Below are 18612 nucleotides of genomic sequence, written 5' to 3' on the forward strand. Positions count from 1 at the left end.
AAAATCAAGAGTAAGGTTCGCCAAACAGCATCACCGAACAAGTCAAGTTTTGGATCATCTCCGTCGTCACGTCGCTGACGGCCAGTCCCCCCGCCGTGCGACGGCGCATCGATCGCAGCACGACCATATCAAAGTCCCGGGACACCTGTAGGAGGGCTGCGGCGACATCATCTGCGGCGACAATTTGAATCTGGCACTGCACCTGGAGCTCCGACTGGGCGACGATTCGCGACAACTCCGACTCGAACTCCTTCACCTGTTCCTGACTCGTGCGGCGATCGCACACGTGCAGCAACATCACCTGGGCCCCATTGGTGTCGGCGAACAGTTGGGCGAAGCGCACCGTCCGGAGCGCCTGGGGGGTCAAATTTTTCACCGGAACCAAAATCCGGTGGATGTTGCTCGGTTCCTCCAGCAGCTTCAAAACCGCAACGGGACAGTGAGACGCCCAAAACACGCTGTCGATCAGGCTTCCGAACAGTCGCGCCCGCAGGGTGGTGGTGGAACTCCAGCCCATCACGATCAGACTCGCCCCCCATTCTCGCGCCGTCCGGCTAATGCCCTCGGCGATATCGTCGTCGATGCGGAGTCGGGTTTCGGCTTCGACTTCAAACTCCTTCGTCACCTCCAACGCCCGTTCCAGGAGGCGATCGCTCTGTCGCAAACTCATCTCTAACTGGGGTTCGTCCATGCGAATGCGAGCCGGAGCCACGCTGAGGGGAAGCACCCGACCCGACTCGTGGCGGGCCAGCAACGACGCCATTTCGATCAAATAGGAGATCGACAGAGGGTTCGAGACGGCGACCAAAACCGTCAATTTTTGGGACGGATTTTCTACCCCGATATCGGAGTGAGTCGAGGAGGGAAGCCAATCCTCCGCCCCCGCATCAAAATCGGCTTTGGGGATGGATAATTGACCGCCAAATCGGGCGGTCAGCACCGGTCCCAAAAGCGATGTCACCAACATCAAAACGATGACGCTGTTAAAAACTTCGGTGGAAATGAGTCCCACATTCAAGGCAGCCAAAGCGGCGGCCAGGGTTGCCGCCACCTGGGGAATTGACAGGGACCACATCGTTAACGTTTGGTTCCAACTGTAGCGGAACAGCAGTTTCATCGCCGTCGCGGCTACCAATTTACTGGCAAGTAAACCCAGGACAATTCCCGCCGTCAGGGCGAGCCCCCCCGTCAAACTTTGCACGAAGGCGGGCAGGTCGATGAGCAATCCCATACCCACAAAGAAAAAGGGAATGAACAGGGTGCTGCCCACGAATTCCACCTTTTCTTCAACCGGACTGTGGCCGATGACGTCGTTGACAGCCAGACCCGCCAAAAACGCGCCGACAATTTGATCGACGTTGATAATTTGGGAGCCGACCGCTGCCAAAAAAACAGCCAACAGGACGAACAAAAATTGGTTGCTTTCTTCGTCCCCGGTGCGGCGAAAATATTCCTTTCCGGCCCAGTCCAAACCGAACAAAACGATCGCGGAATAGATCGCCAGCGCCCCCAACTGGACGACCAGAGTCATTGCCGAAAAGTCGCCCCCGTGGATGGAAACGCAGATCGCCAATACCAACAGCGCGGCGATATCGGTGAAAATTGTCGCGCCGATGGTGACGACGACGGCCTCGTTAGAAACCACCCCCAACCGCGCCGCGATCGGGTATCCGAGGAGGGTGTGGGAAGCTAGTAAAGAACCGATCAAAACGGACGTATTGAGGCTGTAACCCATCGTTAATCCGACCGATGCCCCTACAATTAAGGGGAGTCCGAAGGTCATAATTCCGAAGGTCAGGGAACGATTTCGTTTGCGTCGAAATTCTTCTAGGTCGATTTCCAAACCGGCGACGAACATCAGGTAAATTTTTCCGATATCCGAGAGCAATTTCATGATTTCGGAGTCGGGTTCGAGGAGTTGCAATCCCCCCGGACCCAAGATGACTCCAGCCACCAACAACCCCACCAGTCCCGGCAGTCGCAGACGCTCGAAAATGGGGGGGATTGTCAAACTGACCAGGATCAGAATGGTAAACGGGACGATCGGAGTGTCGGGAAGCAAACTGAAAAAATGTTCCATATTTTCGGGTTGTTATCGGCTCGAAAATCGGCTGTCGCGATCGCAATTTTATCGATCGCAATCGGCGAAATTGACTCCCCTCAGTTTACAGGGTTTTGTTCAAATGTCATGTTCCCCGAGGCGGGGAATCCCAATCAGGTCGCGCCCAGTTTCACCAGGGCATCTTCCGCCGCCCGCTTTTCGGCGTCCTGTTTGCGCCGCCCCCGTCCGACCCCGTAAATGCGATCGCCCACCCGCACCTCGGCTACGAATTCCTTGGCGTGGTCGGGTCCGGATTCCCCCACAATGTGGTATCTGGGAATTGCTCCCAATTCCGCCAAAGACCACTGCTGAAAGCGATTTTTTGAGTCGAGCAAATGGGCGGGTTGGCGATCGCCCGTCGCGGAAACGGAGGCGATAATTTCATCGGCGATCGCGCCAAATAAAGGGGTGATAAATTCCCGCACCGCCTCAATTCCGGCATCCAAATAATAGGCCCCGATGTAGGCTTCAAAGGTGTCGCTCAACAGGGCCGGATTCTCTCGTCCCCCCTCCAACAGCGCCCCCTTTCCCAGCCGCATTTGTTCCCCCAGCCCGAATTGCATCGCCAGCCACGCCAATTGGGTTTCGTCCACCAAAGCCGACCGCAGCCCGGTCATTTGGGCTTCGCTGAGGGGTTCGGGAACCGATTTTTTGTACAGGAGTTCCCCCACCAAAAAGCCCAAAACGGCATCCCCCAAAAACTCCAACCGCTCGTTATTTTCTCCCGCGTTCGGGTGTTCGTTGACGTAGGAGCGATGGGCGAGGGCGCGGTGCCTCAGTTGGGGGTTTTGAATGGGGGGGAGTTGAGATGGAGATGACATCGGCGGGGTTGATTTTGGGCGATCGCTCGAAAGGGTCGAGACTCCCCCATTTTACAACGGTTTGATAAAATCGCCGGACTTCAGAATTTGTTGGTGATCCAAACCGCCTGGTAGGGTTCCAAGATTAACTTAGAGTAAATGTCGGTGATGGTGCGATCGCCGATCAGGTCGAACCAGGGATCGACGCAGATGAGATTCACGTCGGACAGGTTGAGTTGCTGGGGGCGATCGCTCAAATTAAAAATACAGAAAAGGCTCTGATCTCGGTTCATACTCTGCCGCCAAAATCCGAACAGCGATCGCTTCAGATGCAAAGTGTACTGCGTCGCATTGGGATGAAATGCGGGTTGACGACGGCGGATCTGAATGCGCCGGCAGAGTTCCTGAAAAACGATCGCCCGGTCCGAATGGGGGTTTTCCAAATCCCGTTCCAATGCCTCCAAATTCCACTGGTGGCGGTTGATCGCCCGATTGATTCCCCGCCGTTCCAACCGCTCGTAATCATTGCTGGTTGCCAACAAACTGTGAATGTAAAAAGCGGGAATCCCTTCCAAAGACATCATCAGCGTTTGGGAGCAGATAAACCGCTGCACCTGCCATTTATCTTCCCCCTTGACCGTGCCTTTCATGGCATCGAATAGGGAAATATTAATTTCGTAGGGACTCTCGCTCCCGTCCGGCTGTTTCCTCATGCTAATTTTGCCCCCAAATTTCTGCATGGTCGCCAACAAACTGTTATATTCTTCATCCGTCAGCAGCCCTTCCGCCGGACGCAATCCGATGCCGTCGTGGGAGGCGGTAAAGTTGAAATAGGCGCACCCGACGGGGGCGGGCGGCATACTCATCATCCAGGTCTTCAAGTGGTCGGATTTCCCCTGCAACATGGCGTTCAGCAGCAGCGGTGGCAGGCTGAAATTGTAGATCATGTGCGCCTCGTTGCGGTTGCCGAAATAGCTGAGATTTTCGCGGTTGGGAACGTTGGTTTCGGTGATCAACGCGACTTCCGGATCGATCATCTGCAACAGTTCCCGGATCAGTTTGATGATGGCGTGGGTTTGGGGCAGGTGAATGCAGGGGGTTCCGAGTTCTTTCCACAAAAAGCCGACGGCATCCAGGCGGATATATTTTCCCCCGATTTCTACTACATAAAACAGGATGATTTTGATATATTCGATCAAAACGTCCGGGTTGGCGAAGTTGACATCGACCTGATCTTCGCTGAAGGTCGCCCAAACGTATTTTTCGCCCTCCACCGTTTCCACTTTCACCAACAGGGGGCTGCTGCGGGGCCGGACGACTTCGGAAACGTCGGTATTCGGATCGATGGAAATAAAATAGTCCCGACCCGGTTTTTTGCAGGCTTTAAATTGTTGAAACCAGGAATGCTGGCTGGAGACGTGATTGAGAACCAAATCGACCATGAAGTTGAACTTGCCGGCGATACTTTTGACGTGGTTCCAATCCCCCAATTCGGGTTTGACGGTCAGATAATCGATCACCGCAAATCCGTCGTCGGAACTGTAGGGAAAGAAGGGGAGAATGTGGACTCCGGTGATGGTATCTTTGAGGCGGGTTTCCAGGAACCGATCCAAAACGGCGAGAGGTTTTTCGTCGGGATTGTCGCTGCAAATCGTATCCCCGTAGGTGATCAAGGTGACGTTATTTTCAGTCCACTTATTGAGATTTTCATGGGTTTGGGGAGAAATATGTTCCCGAATGATATCAAATAATTTTTCTGATAAATAAGAAGTCGTCGGTTCGTCGTAGACAATTTCCAGCAAGGGTTGAATGCGGCGACAAAAATATTCGTACTCAGTCTGAAATTGAGCAACGGTCATATTGCTTCCTCTCTGCGTCTAGATTTTCGCCCAATTGGATCGGTTCCAAAGGTCTTTCTTTGTTATAGCAAAAACCCATCGAAGCGATCGCACAAAAGTTAAGAAAACTTGAAATTTTTAAATCGTTCGGTCATCGAAGTTATGATCGATATGGGGGATGTAAATTCCCCGCGTTTTGGGATTTGAGGATTGAGAAAAAAACTCCTTTGTCCGGTAAAAGATGGAAATTTTGCGGGACTCCTTGAGAACCGTTCAATACAAGTAAAGATTTGTCAACAACCCCCGGGCCTGCGATCGCACTTTCGCCGAAGAACCGAAGGCGAGAAGTCCTTTGTGGTAAGGGAATGGGCTGTTTGGGCCGGACATCATCCGATGCGCCCCGACTGCAGCGAACCCCCGCACCCCGTACCCCCAGCCTAACCGATTTTAGCAAAAGCGTCCAGAGACGGAAGTCGTCCCCGGGGGCGGGGGGTGCGATCGCGGTATCGGTTCGGCGAATTGTCTACTTTTAGGTTGAGTTTTATGTTCCATCAATTTGAATGGCGAAAAGCGATAACGTTCTGTCTCGCAATTTTGCTCGGTTTTTGGGGTTTATTTCAGCCCTCTGCGTTGGCCGACAACAGGTCCGTCGAGGTCTTGTTTTTCCACAGCAAGACCTGCCCCCACTGCATCAAAGAAAAAGCCCTTCTGGAGTACATCGATGCCAACAATAAAACGGTCAAATTGACCGAGGTTGAGGTCGATGAACAGCCCGAAAAATGGGAACAGTTTCTCCGAGAAAATAATGTCAACACCGGGGCCGTTCCCCGCACCCTCATCGGGGACAAATCCTTTATCGGCTTCACCGAAGAAGAAGGGGAACTGGAATACAATCCAGTTTACAAAGCTTACATCGGATATCAAAACCAAATTGTGGCGGCGATCGAGGCGGAGTTAGGCACTGCGATAAACATCCCCGGGCGGGCGATCGCGGAAGAATCCGAAGCGGCTGTTTTCCCCGGAATTCCCAGTTGGATATTCCTGCTGCTGCCGATTTTCTATGCCCTCACCTATCCGATCTTCAACATTTCCGAGCGTCCGGTAGCCACGGGACGGCTGTGGGTGGGAGGATTGATGGGAACGGCGGTGGTGGGTCTGTTTTTGGCGATCGTTTTGACCCCGGATGTCGCCATCAAAGAATTCGCCCAAAATCTCCCCTTTCCCCTCTTTGTTTTTACCGTCGCTTTAGCCGACGGTTTCAACCCCTGCGCGTTTACCGTCCTGATCATTTTACTCTCCCTTTTGACCTACACCAAAAGCCGGCGCGACATGGCGATCGTGGGTTCCACCTTCGTGCTGACATCGGCTGTGATGTACTTTATTTTCATCATGGCAATGGTATTGGTGGGGTCAATTTTCCTGGAGAGATACGGTCAAATCGTTTTGGTCATTTTGGGGACACTGATTACTATCGCGGGGGCGATCAACATCAAAGATTTCTTCTGGTTCAAAAAATCGGTTTCCCTGTCCCTTTCCAAAGAACAGCAACTCGAAGTCACCCAAAAAGCGCGGCGGATCGTCAACCAACTGCAGACGGCACAACGCGATCGCGGCAAATTTGCGGCCGCCATCTTGGCGACGGTGCTGCTGGCAATTTTCGTGAACATTATCGAGTTGGGATGTACGGCGATCCTGCCGACGGTTTACATGGCGACCCTCGTCAACTCCTGCCAGACCGATGCCCTATTTTGCTATAGTGTCTGGACCGCATTTTATGCCGCCATCTACATCCTACCCCTGCTGGCGATTCTGTTCAGTTTTATCTACTCTTTTTCGTCCTATCGCCTGAAGGAAGAACAGGGCCGGTTTCTGAAGCTATTCGCGGGGGCGTTTATGGTCTTCTTCGGATTGATCATGATCGCCAAACCGGAATTGCTGGTGTTGGGCTAATCAATAATTGATAATTGATAATTGATAATTGTCAATTTTTCTTGCCGACTCCCCAATTCGGGTGACGGGGAACTTTTGACTTTCCCCACCGAGCACCGAGCACCGAGCACACCCCACCCCCCATCAATACACGACCGTACAAAACAGGAATTGCATTTGATCCCCGAGTTGGGTTTCCAATTCGTCCAGGGAGGCGGCATCGGCAACCAATTCTCCCCGCCGCAGAGCCACCCACCGGCCCCGGTAAGTGCTGCGATGTTGCAGGACCCAATTCAAATTGAGGGACATTTCCGGGTTGGGGGGCAATTCGTGAAACGCCAACGTCTTCGAGGCAAAAACCCGGGCGTACCGCCGAATTTTCTCGGAGTTCGGATAAGATTCAAACGCCTCAAACGCCAGGTCGGTGGCATGGCGGAAATTGTCCTGCCGGACGGCCCGATCGATCGCGCGGATGTAGTCCTCGGGGGAGCGATTCATGAGAGGTCACAGGTCGAGAGTTTGTGGATTGATAGCGATCGGCAGTCGGCTTTGGGCGATCGGCAAAGGTTGACCGTTCACGATTGGGAGGTTCCGGGAATTTCAGATGTCCCGATCGCTCCGGCGACTGCTGCAACTATCTAGATCTTATCTCTCCCTCATCCGGTTCGGCGCCGATCGCATCAGAACTCAACTCAGCCAGCAAATCCGGACGGCGTGAGCGGGTGCGCCGGAGTTGCTGTTCCCGCCGCCAGCGATCGATTTCCCCGTGGTTGCCGGAGAGCAAGACATCCGGCACCCGCATTCCCCGAAACTCCGCCGGTCGGGTATAGTGGGGATAATCCAACAGCCCGTCCTCGAAACTCTCGGCTTTGAGGGATTCCTCCTTTCCGACGGTTCCCGGGCGCAGGCGGACCACGCCGTTGATCAGGGCCAGGGCTGGAATTTCCCCGCCGGTGAGGACGAAATCCCCCAGGGACACCTCGCGAGTCACCAACTGCATCACCCGCTCATCGATGCCTTCGTAGTGGCCGCAGATCAAAACGAGCTGGTCGTAGTTGGCCGCGAGTTCTCGAAACAACCCCTGGTGCATCCGCTCCCCCTGGGGGGTCAACAAAATCACCTCCCGCCGCGGCAGGGGGGGGATGGATTCGACGGCCGCGAAAATGGGTTCGGGCTTCAACACCATGCCCACGCCCCCCCCATAGGGTTCGTCATCAACCCGGCGGTGCTTGTCGGTGGCGAAGTCTCGGGGATTGATGCAGTTGACCCGGGCGATGTTTCGGGCCAGGGCTTTGCCCAGGAGTCCCACTTGCAGGGAGGCCGAGAAAAAGTCGGGAAACAGGGTGATGATGTCGAATTGCACGAAACTTTGGATGGTGTCAGCTACTGTTAAGAAATCCTAATAAAAGTTTTAACATGAAAGCTACAATGTTATATAATAATGCATTAATCTAAAGAATTGTTTAAATTAGTATCGAAATATACTAAAATGCTAATATTTCCCTTGATTTGGCAATTTCGCCCCGGCGATCGCGTCTCCAATCCCGACTGAAGGCGATCGGGGTCAGCTCCCTCAGTCAAATGGAGTCCGTCCGTTTTCCCCGAGAGTCCGACCCCATCCGAGTTCCCATGCCGGATTCAACCTCAATTGGCACTCTGGCGATCGTCGTGTCGGGCGATGGGCCGATCCAGAGGGCCGGATATCTCAACAGGTCACGGGATGAGTCGAACCGACATCCTAAATCCGTGGGGAAATTCGCCAAAGACGTCAGATTCGGGAAATATCTCCGGTCTTTGAAGTTTGAGTCGGCGCCACTCGCCGTCAACCGGGGGGCAACTCCACGAGACATCAAATTCTGCCATCTCCTTCATGCCAATGGCGAGTGAAGTTGTTGGGTCAGAGTCGGACGACGGCCCTCGCGTGGAAGTCCGGAGTCAGCCGAAGAAGTCCCGGAGTTGAAGTCATGCCTACCACGAGGAGAATCAAATGCAGCAGTTGACATCTCAAGCCCTTGAACAAATGATCCACCAACAAACCAAAACCTCAATTCTCGTCATTGGGGGAGCCGAAGATAAGGTTCATGGACGTGAGATTCTGCAAACCTTTTTCAACCGAGCCGGCGGAGAAAACGCCCAACTGGCGATCGTGCCTTCGGCTTCCCGAGAACCGGCCATTCAAGGGGAACGCTACCAGAGAATTTTTGAAGAAATGGGTGTCAAAACGCTCAAAGTCTTCGATATTCGAGAGCGGCACCACTGCGAAGAACCCCAGTGGCACAGCTATTTAGAAGAATGTACGGGTGTGTTCATGACGGGTGGCGACCAGTTGCGACTCTACAGTTTGTTAGCCGACACCCCCCTGATGGAAAAAATTCGCACCGCAGCCCGGGCGGGCAAAATTGCCCTAGCCGGGACCAGCGCCGGGGCGGCGGTGATGAGCCACCACATGATCGCCGGTGGGGGGAGCGGGGAATCCCCCAACCGATCGCTCGTGGACATGGCGACGGGACTCGACATCCTGCCGGACCTGGTGGTGGACCAGCACTTCCACAACCGCAACCGCTTTTCTCGGTTAATTAGTGCGATCGCCACCCACCCCGACAAGATGGGCATCGGCATCGACGAGGACACCTGCGCCCTGTTTGAAGGGGGGGGCAAACTGCGGGTGATCGGCAAGGGGACCGTCACCATCGTCGATCCGAGGGAACTCTCCTACACCAACGCCCCCAGCGTCGGCGCCACGGACCCCCTGAGCCTGTTCGGGCTGCGGGTCCACGTGCTCTCCCACGGCGACACCTACGACATGGAGACCCGCACCGCCACCCCGGCCGCGGCCAGCTTGTAACTCCTCCCGTCCCAGCCCGGGGAACCGATCTCGACGGGGGCGAAACCGGCGATCGCCACCCGGTCGAGTTTTCTGGTTTTCAGACCCCCATCCCGGTCAGAAAACTGTTCGCTGCGAACAGTTTTGCGGTCTTTCACGTTTGACATTGGATACAACAGACGAATCACCCTAGAGAATTCCTGGATCGCCCACTCAGCTATGAAAATTCTTAGAATTCAGACCTTGCGAGGTCCCAACTACTGGAGCATTCGACGGCACAAACTGATCGTCATGCGCCTCGATCTCGAAGACCTGACGGAGCGCTACTCCTCCGACATCCCCGGCTTTTACGAGGGGCTCACCGCCGTCCTGCCCAGCCTGGTGGAACACCACTGCTCGCCCGGGGTGCGGGGGGGGTTTTTGACCCGGGTGCAGCGGGGGACGCTGATGGGGCATATTATCGAGCACGTCGCCCTCGAACTCCAGCAACTCGCGGGGATGCCGGTGGGATTCGGCCGCACCCGAGAAACCTCCACCCCCGGGACTTTCCAGGTGGTGTTCGAGTACGAAAACGAACACGCCGGACGCTACGCGGGGCGGGCGGCGGTGCGCCTGTGCCAGAGCATCGTGGACGCGGGAACCTACCCGGAAGCGGAGCTGACCCAAGATATCGAAGATCTCAAAGAATTGAGGGCCCAGGCCGCCCTCGGGCCGAGTACGGAGGCGATCGTCCGGGAGGCGGAAGCCCGCAACATCCCCTGGATGCAGTTGAGCGCCCGGTTCATGATCCAGTTCGGCTACGGGGTCAACCAAAAGCGCATCCAGGCCACGCTGACGGGAAACACAGGAATTCTGGGGGTCGAACTCGCCTGCGACAAAGAAGGGACCAAGCAGGTGCTGCGGGATGCCGGCGTCCCCGTGCCGAGGGGGACGGTGATCCGTTACTTTGACGAACTCCAGGACGCGATCGAAGACGTCGGCGGCTACCCCGTCGCCATCAAACCCCTCGACGGCAACCACGGCCGCGGCATCACCCTCGACATCACCACCTGGGAAACCGCCGAACAAGCCTACGACGCCGCCAGTACCGCCTCGAAAACCCGCAGCGTCATCGTCGAGCGCTTCTACACCGGCCGCGATCACCGGGTCCTGGTGGTCAACGGCCGGGTGGTGGCCGTCTCCGAACGGGTCCCGGCCCACGTCGTCGGCGACGGCAAATCCACCATCGAAGAATTGATCGAGGCCACCAACCGCGACCCCCGGCGGGGGGACGGACACGACAACGTCCTTACGCGCATCGTGGTGGATAAAACCGTCCTGTCCATGATCCAGGAGGCGGGACATACCATCGATTCCGTACTGCCCGAAGGTGAAATTTGCTTTTTGCGGGCGACGGCTAACCTCAGCACCGGGGGCAGCGCCATCGATCGCACCGACGAAGTGCACCCGGAAAATATCTGGCTGTTCGCCCGGGTCGCCAAAATCATCGGCCTGGACGTGGCCGGCATCGATGTCGTCACCCCGGACATCTCCAAACCCCTGCGGGACGTGGACGGGGTGATCGTGGAAGTCAACGCCGCCCCCGGATTCCGGATGCACGTCGCCCCCAGCGAGGGCCTGCCCCGGAACGTCGCCGGCGCCGTGATGGATATGCTCTTCCCCGGCCCCACCCCCAGCCGCGTCCCCATCCTGGCCGTGACCGGCACCAACGGCAAAACCACCACCACCAGGCTGCTGGCCCACATCATGAAGCAGACGGGGCAGGTGGTGGGCTACACCACCACCGACGGCACCTACATCGGGGACTACATGGCAGAACCGGGAGATAATACCGGACCCCAGAGCGCCCATTTGATCCTGCGGGACCCCACCGTGGAAGTGGCGGTACTGGAATCGGCCCGGGGGGGAATTTTGCGATCGGGCCTGGGATTCGACACCTGCGATATCGGCGTGGTGCTGAACGTGGCCGCCGACCACCTGGGATTGGGGGACATCGACACCATCGAACAGATGGCGAAGGTGAAGAGCGTGGTGGCCGAGGCCGTGATGCCGAGCGGCTACGCGGTGCTCAACGCCGATGATCCTCTGGTGGCGGGGATGGCCGAGCGGGTGAAGGCCCAGGTCGCCTATTTTTCCATGAATCCGGACAACGAGATCGTCCTCCGCCACGCCGAGGCGGGGGGTTTGGCGGCGGTCTACGAGAACGGCTATTTGTCCATTTTGAAGGGGGATTGGACCCTGCGGATCGAGCAGGCGGTGAACGTGCCGCTGACGATGGGGGGGCGGGCGCCGTTCATGATTGCCAACGCCCTGGCCGCCTGTCTGGCCGCCTTCGCCCAGGGGGTGAAGATTGAACACATCCGCTCGGCTCTGGCGTCCTTCGTGGCGTCGGCGGACCAGACGCCGGGGCGGATGAATCTGTTCAATATGGGCGAGTACCACGCCCTGGTGGACTACGCCCACAACCCGGCGAGTTACGAGGCCCTGGCGGGTTTCGTCAATAATTGGCCGGGACAGCGGATCGGCGTGGTCGGGGGTCCGGGCGATCGCCGCGACGAAGATTTCGTCACCCTCGGCCGGCTGTCCGCCAAGATGTTCGATGAGATCATCATCAAGGAAGACGACGACAATCGGGGCCGGACTCGGGGGGATGCCGCCAACTTAATTACCAAGGGCATCGAGGAGGTGATCGGCCGGGTTCCCGATCCCCGGGTCAAGTACGAGACGATCCTCGACGAGCAAGAGGCGATCCAAACCGGTTTGGATCGGGCGCCGGCCGGGGGGTTGGTGGTGATCTTGCCGGAGAGCGTCAAGCGGGCGATTCGACTGATCGAAGAGCGCAACCCGATTCAGGAAACTGACGGCGATCGCAACAGCCTCTCTCCAGCCAACGCCTGAAGGTTTGTGGGGGCGGGGGGAGCGGAGGGAGCGGAGGGAGCGGAGGGAGCGGAGGGAGCCCAGAAACGGGGGGGACATCCGCACCGCTTGGGAATCAATTCCCCGAGGGCGCAAGCCTTGCGCCCCTACTAGCGAAAATCATCTGAAGATGATTGGGGAATTTGTACGGACGGATATGAAACTTGCTTCCCCTGCCTCCTCTGCCTCCCCTGCCTCCTGTGCCCCCCTGCCTCCCCTGCCCCATTTAATATCAGCCGATATCGTCCTTTTTCGCGCCATTTTCCGGAGCGGGTTCGTCCCCCGCCCCCGTTTCCGCGTCTCCGGAGCCCCCCAATTCTTCCTTGAAGCCCCGCAAGGTCTGGCCGAGGCTGCGTCCCAACTCGGGAATTTTTTTCGGACCGAAAATCAAGGCCGCGATCGCGGCGATTACCGCTAATTCGGGCCATCCCAAACCAAACATAGTCCGACTCCTGATGTAAATTTCCTTAAAATTTTGCTCGTCCCTGAGCTGATATTCTTAATATTACCGCCGCCCGGGCAACCGGACCCGCAACTTTGCCGAATTTAGATTTGAGAATGTTAGAAACCTCTACCCCCTCCCTCAGACAACAGCAACACCCGCTCATCCGCGACCTCGCCGATGCGATCGAAGGCCTGTGGCATCGGCATTTCGACCTGGAACCCTACCACCTCCCGGAGGATTTGGGGTACATCGAGGGGCGGCTGGAAGGGGAAAAGCTGACCATCGAAAATCGCTGCTATCAAAGCCGGGAATTCCGGAAAATGCACCTGGAACTGGCAAAAGTCGGCGGCACCCTCGACATTCTGCACTGCGTCATGTTTCCCCGCAGCACCTACCCCCTGCCGATGTTCGGGACGGACTTGGTGGGGGGACGGGGGCAAATCGGGGCGGCGATCGTGGACCTGTCTCCGGCGGACGGGGGACGCACCCTCCCTGAAGCGTACCGAAGTGAACTGGGGCGAGTGCCCGAAAACCAATTTTCGCACCCCCGGGAGATTCCCGCTTGGGGAACGATCTTTTCCGAGTTTTGCCTGTTCGTGCGTCCGGCGAACCCGGAAGAAGAAAAGCTGTTTTTGAAGCGGGTGGAAACCTATCTGGACCTGCACTGTCGGCGGGCGATCGCCCAAACCCCCGTATCCCCGGAACGGGAGGCCGAAATTATCGCCGCCCAACGCCACTACTGCACCCAACAGCAGCAAAACGACAAAACCCGTCGCGTCCTCGAACGGGCTTTCGGGCCGGAGTGGGCCGATCGCTACATGACGACGGTCCTCTTCGATTGTCCGAATCCTTGATGCGGCGGCTTCCGAACCCCGATCAGGGATTGAAGTGGGTGCCGCCGCTCGGCACGGCTTTGCGACGCTTGGACTTCTTGCGAGCCTTGGCGGAGTCGGCATTCTTGATGCCACTTTCCGGCACCTTTCTCGTGGTTCGGAAGGTGACGTTCATCCCCTCGGTGGACTGATCCAACACCAGCAGGGGCGTGGGTTTAGCCTTTTGATCCCACTCGATGTGGACGATACGGCCTTGGATGGTGGGTTGCCAGGTGTCGTGGTCGTCGGAGGGACTCAAATAGGTTTCCAGACAGTCAATGATCTGATTGATGGTGGTGGAAGTCGCCTGGGTGGGCAGTTTCATCAGGCGAATTTGTATCCGAAATAGCACCCGTTTTTTGGAGTGTTCGGCATCTCCCGTCTCGTACTCCACATCGAACGTCGCATCGACCTGGCGACCCTGGCCGGCGTTGCTTTTTTCGCCGACGGCTGCCTGGGTTGGCCGCAGTGCCAGGGCAATTTGCTGCTTCACCTTCATCTTGATTTGGACGATGATGGCGTAGTGGAATACGTCCTCGGCCATCCGCATTCTCAGATAGTCGAGGTTGAATTCTCGGGAGTGAATGAGGTCGGGGTTTTTCTCCATTTTGGAGATCGTCGCCAGGGCTAACTTGTATTTTTTGTGGAGTTCTTTATTTCTAAAATGCTCCATTTTTAACTGCTTGGCAAGATTTTTGTTTTTGGAGTTGTAAATCGCCGCGACTGCGATCAGTATGACGAGCATCAAACCGGTCGCCCCCATCCAAATCATCTCGGAGGTGATTTTGGGCATCGAATTGGGGGCCGGGTCTGCCGGGGGCGTTTGAGCCAGAGTGGATTCAACCCGGTGTAAATTTGTCGGAGGCAACATAAGCATTCATCAATATCAATAACGGTTAACTTCCCGGGGACGATCGCACCAATTTCATCGGCGTGAACGGAAGATGAATGGAAGGCGAATCTGAGGAATCGAATCAAATTTGCGTTCCATACCCCGAGGGGTTCTATACTACAAATGATACCAAATGTATCTGCCCACCTTTTTTCACCGCTCCGGCATCCCGGACGATCGCCGTCCCGCCGCGATCGCGCACCCCGTCCGATGTGGGCGATCGCATCCGCAATTTCGCGATCGCACCGTTCCAATCATTGCCAAAATTTGAGTCGCTCAATCCGGATTTTTACGGAAAAAATTGGCTCTGAAGCCCTGCCCTCCGAGGGCAATTTTTTCGGCCCGAACCCCTAATTTTCTGCACCTCCCCCCCCGTCTCGCCATGTTTCCGGGGAGAATGAAACGGCCCCCCGAAAAGGGGGGCGAGTGTCAAGATGGGTTCCGGACTTTGGCGAGGGTTTCTTCCATGACGGAGAGTTCCACCGCACCGGAGAGGACTTCGCCGTTCATCACGAAGAAGGGCGTCCCGGAAATGCCGAGGGCCTGGGCCAGTTGTATGTCTTGCTGGATGGCGGCGATCGCTTCGTCGCTGTTGCGATCGCTGTTAAACTGCTCCAGATCCAAATTCAGCGATCGGGCAATCTCAACGTAAAGCTCCTCTCCGAGTCGATCCTGCTGCTCGAATAGCGCGTCTTGATAGTCCCAGAATTTCCCCTGCTGCCCGGCTGCCCAGGCCGCTTTGGCGGCGGGTACGGCTTCGGGGTGAATTTGCGCCAGGGGCAAATGTTTGTACACCAGCGTCACGCGATCGCCATTTTTGTCCATAAATTGTTTGACGGTGTCGTGGGCGCGGGCGCAGAAGGGACACTGAAAATCCGAAAACTCCACCAGCACGATCTCTGCGTCCGCCGCGCCGGTAGTGGGAGAATCCCCGATCACGGCTCGGGGATTTTCTTTCATTTTCTCCAAAAACGAACCCCGCGCCTCGCTGAGTTGGTTTTTTTGCTGTTCCTGATAGGCCTGCACGGACTCCAGGATAGCTTCGGGGTTGTCGCGGATCACTTGCAATACTTGCTGTTCAAAATCCGAAGATGGAGCGGTTTGCGAACAGCCGCCCAGCGCCACCAAAATCATGCAGAATAGCCCCACGACCGGGGTTTGCCACTGCCGTCTCGAAGCGTTTGTCATGAACCCGTTTCCATCCCGTCAAATTCTGCTCTCCAGTTTAGCCGATCGCGCGATCGCCCTGGGGATTCAAGATTCGTCTTCGGGTTCGACGGGCAGACAGATCAGACTCTCGCCGTACATATAAATCAAACCTTGCTGCCGCAGTTGACCCATCAGGCGCGTCACCGTCACCCGCGTCGATCCGATCGCGCTGCCGATTTGGGAGTGGGTCAGCGGCCAGGGCAGGCGGTAGCCCCGCACGGCGTCGGGCCCGGTGCCGCTGGCATAATATTCCCCGTATTCTTCGATGAGGAGGGTGATGAATCCCAACAGGCGATCGAGGGTGCGGCGCTGGCCGAGGGTACTGAGCCACAGCAGTTTCCGCTGGTGTTGGTAGCGGAAGGCGTCGAGAACGTCCCGCCGAAATTGGGGCCAGTTGTCCAGATCGTTCCAGTACATCCACACGATGCTGGTATCTTCGGTGTGGGCGTAGGCGTGAAGTGTAAACGGAGACTGGGCGATCAGTTCAAAGGGCTGACCCTTACCCACGAACCCCAGAAAGGCTTCTTCCAGGTTGCGACGTCGCCGGGGTTTCCCCGATTTTCCCCGCGCTTGGGTACTTCCGACCAGGCGGATGGCGCCCGATTGCACCAGGTACAGGAGTCCGGGTCGGGCGGGGATGCGCTCATCTTTCGCGAACGACCGACAGCGATAATGCTCTTGTGCCCAATCTGTGATTTCTTGCCAAGTTAAAAACGGGCGGGGGGACTCTGACACGATAGGAGTTGACTGCATAGGAACATCTTCCAGCCGGAGATTAAGTTGTCAAACAGACCTGTCTGTTGGGAGTGGCGACCACTCGGAGGAGGGTGAGATTACACCTCATGTATATCAACCTGAGCTAAGTTGGATCTAATGTAACAAAAAACACATCGCATTTGGTACAACCCGAAGGGCATCGCGGCAATTGTCCGCATTTCTCAGGTGATTTCCGGGCTTTTTGGGGAATTATTCGATCGCTTGAGAGCAACCGTACATGGGAATTCCGGTCATTCAGGAAATTTTGATCCGCCACATCCGCTCGGCCGTCGCGGAGGAGATTTCGTCCGCCGACATTCCCATTGCCCGCGTCAGGGATATCACCACAATTCGCTATATTTCGGCGATCGCGCTAAAATTGGCGGCGGAGATGTCGCGATCGCCCGTGGAGCTCGGGAGAGCGATCGCAACACCGGAAATGGAAAAATCGGGGATAATCGCCACGGTGTTGGAGTCGGGGATGATGCAATTCGACCTCACCGATGCGGCGGTGGCGGACTGGCTGCAAAAAATGACGCAAATTCCCTTTCCAGAAACGGGTTATTCTCGCGATTCGGATTCCCTTGATTCTCCCCTTTTTCCAATTCAATACGCCCACGCCCGCTGCTGTTCTCTGCTGCGAATGGCACACCGCGATCGCCTCATCACCCTCGCCGAACCCGACCCGGCGATCGCCCCGAAGTTGTGGAAATGGGCGGAACCCGCCGCCGTTCCCTGGCTGGACGATGCGGGGAAGTTGCGATCGCGCGATCGGGCAGAAATGGAACTAATTTCACAATTGATTAATACAGTCGATATCTGTTATTTCCCCCCCCGAAAGTTGCGGTGGGAAACGGTGGGAGCGGGATTGGCGGAAGGGTGCGATCGCTTTTTTCGCCGCTGTCCAATTTGGGGTGAGGTGAAATTAAACGATTTTGAATTATCCCGATTTCGCCTGGGTTTGTTGGTGGTGACGCAATCGATTTTGCGGTTTATTTTGCAGGAAAAATTGGGTGCGATCGCGCCGTTGGAGTTGTGAACGATAACTTAGAGGCAAGCGAACCGCTTGGTTATCGCCACTCATAAACAACTGTGCAGTTTCCATTGGTTGTTCCGTCTAACAAGCTACAATATAGACATGACTTTAATACTTTGAGTTCGATGAATTGACTTTTGAGATTTTTCATTGGTTATAAATTCCGTTGCTCCAACTGAGACTGCCGCCGCAATATGCAAAGCATCCATCGCCCCCAGTCCAAATTGGCTAGATTCTCGATAGGCTTGTTCAATGATAGTGTTGATATCGTTCGCCCAGTAAACAACTGCATCAAAAAAAGTTTCATAAAACTCGATCTCGCTACTTTGTTGATGATAAATAGCTTTTGGCAAAACCTCTAATTTCAGGAAAATACTAGACGCAAATTCTCGCTGGTTATCCTCTAATATTTGTAAAGCGAGTTCAGCTATTTCATTTTCAGCACGAGCCGCATAAATTAACACTCCAGCATCGACAAATGTTCGGATCATTATTAGTCTACATAGCCTCCACGACGTTCGGCTTTTTCTTGTTGGATTTCTTCTGGGGTTAACAAAGGTATCCCAGATTCTATGATTTCTCGGCGAATTTTCCTTAATTTTTCTCCGAGTGGGGAACTCGGCTCAGTCGGTTTTTGGTTTTGAGAAATGGCATCGATAAAGGCGAGCACTTGTTGCTGTTTTTCAGGATCTAAACTCTGCCATTTTTCTAATAATTGTTGTGTGGTCATTTGGATTACTTCCTGATTTTAAGCTCTGATTAATTATAGTATAGCCTTACTTGCGCCGCCACCAAAGCCGCCTAAAACGCCGTAACCTCCTTCTCACCGGCGAATCCCCGCAACGCCTGCCCATTTATTGCCTCAACGCCGACATCCTCACCGATGATTGATAAATGCAAATAAGCGATCGCGATACTTGCGATCGCGCCGTTGGAGTTGTGAGAGGACAGATACAGCGGTTTTCGCTCGAATGAGATCCGGATGATCCCCCTA

At 55.7% G+C, this 18612-nt stretch carries 19 protein-coding genes; 5 read left to right on the plus strand and 14 right to left on the minus strand.

Features of this window, described 5'->3' with window-relative positions; genetic code table 11:
* Positions 1–4 precede the first annotated feature (4 nt).
* The 3 genes from AC0QHF_RS23935 to AC0QHF_RS23945 form a co-directional block, all read right to left on the minus strand.
* Positions 5–2080 (minus strand): cation:proton antiporter domain-containing protein, encoded by a 2076-nt coding sequence (locus AC0QHF_RS23935; protein WP_324706773.1) that lies wholly within the window; start codon positions 2078–2080, stop codon positions 5–7.
* Positions 2081–2214: 134 nt separating this feature from the next.
* Positions 2215–2922 (minus strand): ribonuclease III, encoded by a 708-nt coding sequence (gene rnc, locus AC0QHF_RS23940; RefSeq protein WP_324706774.1) that lies wholly within the window; start codon positions 2920–2922, stop codon positions 2215–2217.
* An 80-nt stretch (positions 2923–3002) separates the two neighbouring features.
* On the minus strand, positions 3003–4760 hold the full coding sequence (locus tag AC0QHF_RS23945; RefSeq protein WP_324706775.1) for an alpha-amylase family glycosyl hydrolase: 1758 nt from the start codon (positions 4758–4760) through the stop codon (positions 3003–3005).
* A 522-nt stretch (positions 4761–5282) separates the two neighbouring features.
* Here AC0QHF_RS23945 and AC0QHF_RS23950 point away from each other — a divergent pair.
* Positions 5283–6689, plus strand: coding sequence for a glutaredoxin domain-containing protein (locus AC0QHF_RS23950; protein ID WP_324706776.1), 1407 nt, complete (start codon positions 5283–5285; stop codon positions 6687–6689).
* 123 nt (positions 6690–6812) lie between these two features.
* Here AC0QHF_RS23950 and AC0QHF_RS23955 read toward each other — a convergent pair whose 3' ends face one another.
* A complete protein-coding gene (locus tag AC0QHF_RS23955; RefSeq protein WP_324706777.1) occupies positions 6813–7166 on the minus strand; it encodes a hypothetical protein in 354 nt (117 codons plus the stop codon).
* 136 nt (positions 7167–7302) lie between these two features.
* Positions 7303–8031 carry a tRNA (guanosine(37)-N1)-methyltransferase TrmD gene (trmD, locus tag AC0QHF_RS23960; RefSeq protein WP_324706778.1) on the minus strand — a complete coding sequence of 243 codons (729 nt, stop codon included), beginning with the start codon at positions 8029–8031 and terminating at the stop codon, positions 7303–7305.
* Between the two features lie 624 nt (positions 8032–8655).
* On the opposite strand from trmD, the gene AC0QHF_RS23965 reads away from it, so the two are divergent.
* A complete protein-coding gene (locus AC0QHF_RS23965) occupies positions 8656–9513 on the plus strand; it encodes a cyanophycinase (protein WP_324706779.1) in 858 nt (285 codons plus the stop codon).
* On the opposite strand, the gene AC0QHF_RS23970 is transcribed toward AC0QHF_RS23965, so the two are convergent.
* The gene (locus tag AC0QHF_RS23970) at positions 9465–9659 is read right to left on the minus strand and encodes a hypothetical protein (protein WP_324706780.1); all 195 of its coding nucleotides are present in this window, start codon (positions 9657–9659) and stop codon (positions 9465–9467) included. The genes AC0QHF_RS23965 and AC0QHF_RS23970 overlap by 49 nt on opposite strands.
* Before the next feature lie 52 nt (positions 9660–9711).
* Between AC0QHF_RS23970 and cphA the strand changes: the two genes are divergently transcribed.
* A complete protein-coding gene (gene cphA, locus AC0QHF_RS23975; RefSeq protein WP_324706781.1) occupies positions 9712–12390 on the plus strand; it encodes a cyanophycin synthetase in 2679 nt (892 codons plus the stop codon).
* 250 nt (positions 12391–12640) lie between these two features.
* Here cphA and tatA read toward each other — a convergent pair whose 3' ends face one another.
* Entirely contained in the window at positions 12641–12850 is a 210-nt protein-coding gene (tatA, locus tag AC0QHF_RS23980) for a twin-arginine translocase TatA/TatE family subunit (protein WP_324706782.1), read from the minus strand.
* A 116-nt stretch (positions 12851–12966) separates the two neighbouring features.
* On the opposite strand from tatA, the gene AC0QHF_RS23985 reads away from it, so the two are divergent.
* Positions 12967–13707 carry a phycocyanobilin:ferredoxin oxidoreductase gene (locus AC0QHF_RS23985; protein WP_324706783.1) on the plus strand — a complete coding sequence of 247 codons (741 nt, stop codon included), beginning with the start codon at positions 12967–12969 and terminating at the stop codon, positions 13705–13707.
* A gap of 22 nt (positions 13708–13729) precedes the next feature.
* Here AC0QHF_RS23985 and AC0QHF_RS23990 read toward each other — a convergent pair whose 3' ends face one another.
* The 4 genes from AC0QHF_RS23990 to AC0QHF_RS24005 all read right to left on the minus strand — a co-directional run bounded on the left by AC0QHF_RS23990 (position 13730) and on the right by AC0QHF_RS24005 (position 16579).
* Positions 13730–14596, minus strand: a complete 867-nt coding sequence (locus AC0QHF_RS23990) for a hypothetical protein (RefSeq protein WP_324706784.1) — start codon at positions 14594–14596, stop codon at positions 13730–13732.
* 133 nt (positions 14597–14729) lie between these two features.
* Positions 14730–14897 carry a hypothetical protein gene (locus AC0QHF_RS23995; protein ID WP_324706785.1) on the minus strand — a complete coding sequence of 56 codons (168 nt, stop codon included), beginning with the start codon at positions 14895–14897 and terminating at the stop codon, positions 14730–14732.
* Between the two features lie 149 nt (positions 14898–15046).
* Positions 15047–15751 (minus strand): DsbA family protein, encoded by a 705-nt coding sequence (locus AC0QHF_RS24000; protein WP_375341462.1) that lies wholly within the window; start codon positions 15749–15751, stop codon positions 15047–15049.
* Between the two features lie 120 nt (positions 15752–15871).
* Positions 15872–16579: a Crp/Fnr family transcriptional regulator gene (locus AC0QHF_RS24005; RefSeq protein WP_324706787.1), complete on the minus strand. Its 708-nt coding sequence runs from the start codon at positions 16577–16579 to the stop codon at positions 15872–15874.
* Positions 16580–16820: 241 nt separating this feature from the next.
* Between AC0QHF_RS24005 and AC0QHF_RS24010 the strand changes: the two genes are divergently transcribed.
* Positions 16821–17621 carry an arginyl-tRNA synthetase gene (locus AC0QHF_RS24010; protein ID WP_324706788.1) on the plus strand — a complete coding sequence of 267 codons (801 nt, stop codon included), beginning with the start codon at positions 16821–16823 and terminating at the stop codon, positions 17619–17621.
* An 86-nt stretch (positions 17622–17707) separates the two neighbouring features.
* Here AC0QHF_RS24010 and AC0QHF_RS24015 read toward each other — a convergent pair whose 3' ends face one another.
* The 3 genes from AC0QHF_RS24015 to AC0QHF_RS24025 all read right to left on the minus strand — a co-directional run.
* The gene (locus AC0QHF_RS24015; protein WP_324706789.1) at positions 17708–18109 is read right to left on the minus strand and encodes a type II toxin-antitoxin system VapC family toxin; all 402 of its coding nucleotides are present in this window, start codon (positions 18107–18109) and stop codon (positions 17708–17710) included.
* A gap of 2 nt (positions 18110–18111) precedes the next feature.
* Positions 18112–18348, minus strand: a complete 237-nt coding sequence (locus tag AC0QHF_RS24020) for a hypothetical protein (RefSeq protein WP_324706790.1) — start codon at positions 18346–18348, stop codon at positions 18112–18114.
* 71 nt (positions 18349–18419) lie between these two features.
* A partial coding sequence (locus tag AC0QHF_RS24025; protein WP_324706791.1) for a hypothetical protein occupies positions 18420–18612 on the minus strand: 193 nt, incomplete at its 5' end.

Source organism: Lyngbya sp. CCY1209 (assembly GCF_055795065.1).

Coding starts and splice junctions, on each gene's coding strand:
- AC0QHF_RS23935 (WP_324706773.1), bottom strand. CDS start 2,080: ATGGAACATTTTTTCAGTTTGCTTCCCGACACTCCGATCGTCCCGTTT.
- rnc (WP_324706774.1), bottom strand. CDS start 2,922: ATGTCATCTCCATCTCAACTCCCCCCCATTCAAAACCCCCAACTGAGG.
- AC0QHF_RS23945 (WP_324706775.1), bottom strand. CDS start 4,760: ATGACCGTTGCTCAATTTCAGACTGAGTACGAATATTTTTGTCGCCGC.
- AC0QHF_RS23950 (WP_324706776.1), top strand. CDS start 5,283: ATGTTCCATCAATTTGAATGGCGAAAAGCGATAACGTTCTGTCTCGCA.
- AC0QHF_RS23955 (WP_324706777.1), bottom strand. CDS start 7,166: ATGAATCGCTCCCCCGAGGACTACATCCGCGCGATCGATCGGGCCGTC.
- AC0QHF_RS23965 (WP_324706779.1), top strand. CDS start 8,656: ATGCAGCAGTTGACATCTCAAGCCCTTGAACAAATGATCCACCAACAA.
- AC0QHF_RS23970 (WP_324706780.1), bottom strand. CDS start 9,659: ATGTCAAACGTGAAAGACCGCAAAACTGTTCGCAGCGAACAGTTTTCT.
- cphA (WP_324706781.1), top strand. CDS start 9,712: ATGAAAATTCTTAGAATTCAGACCTTGCGAGGTCCCAACTACTGGAGC.
- tatA (WP_324706782.1), bottom strand. CDS start 12,850: ATGTTTGGTTTGGGATGGCCCGAATTAGCGGTAATCGCCGCGATCGCG.
- AC0QHF_RS23985 (WP_324706783.1), top strand. CDS start 12,967: ATGTTAGAAACCTCTACCCCCTCCCTCAGACAACAGCAACACCCGCTC.
- AC0QHF_RS23990 (WP_324706784.1), bottom strand. CDS start 14,596: ATGTTGCCTCCGACAAATTTACACCGGGTTGAATCCACTCTGGCTCAA.
- AC0QHF_RS24000 (WP_375341462.1), bottom strand. CDS start 15,751: ATGATTTTGGTGGCGCTGGGCGGCTGTTCGCAAACCGCTCCATCTTCG.
- AC0QHF_RS24005 (WP_324706787.1), bottom strand. CDS start 16,579: ATGCAGTCAACTCCTATCGTGTCAGAGTCCCCCCGCCCGTTTTTAACT.
- AC0QHF_RS24010 (WP_324706788.1), top strand. CDS start 16,821: ATGGGAATTCCGGTCATTCAGGAAATTTTGATCCGCCACATCCGCTCG.
- AC0QHF_RS24015 (WP_324706789.1), bottom strand. CDS start 18,109: ATGATCCGAACATTTGTCGATGCTGGAGTGTTAATTTATGCGGCTCGT.
- AC0QHF_RS24020 (WP_324706790.1), bottom strand. CDS start 18,348: ATGACCACACAACAATTATTAGAAAAATGGCAGAGTTTAGATCCTGAA.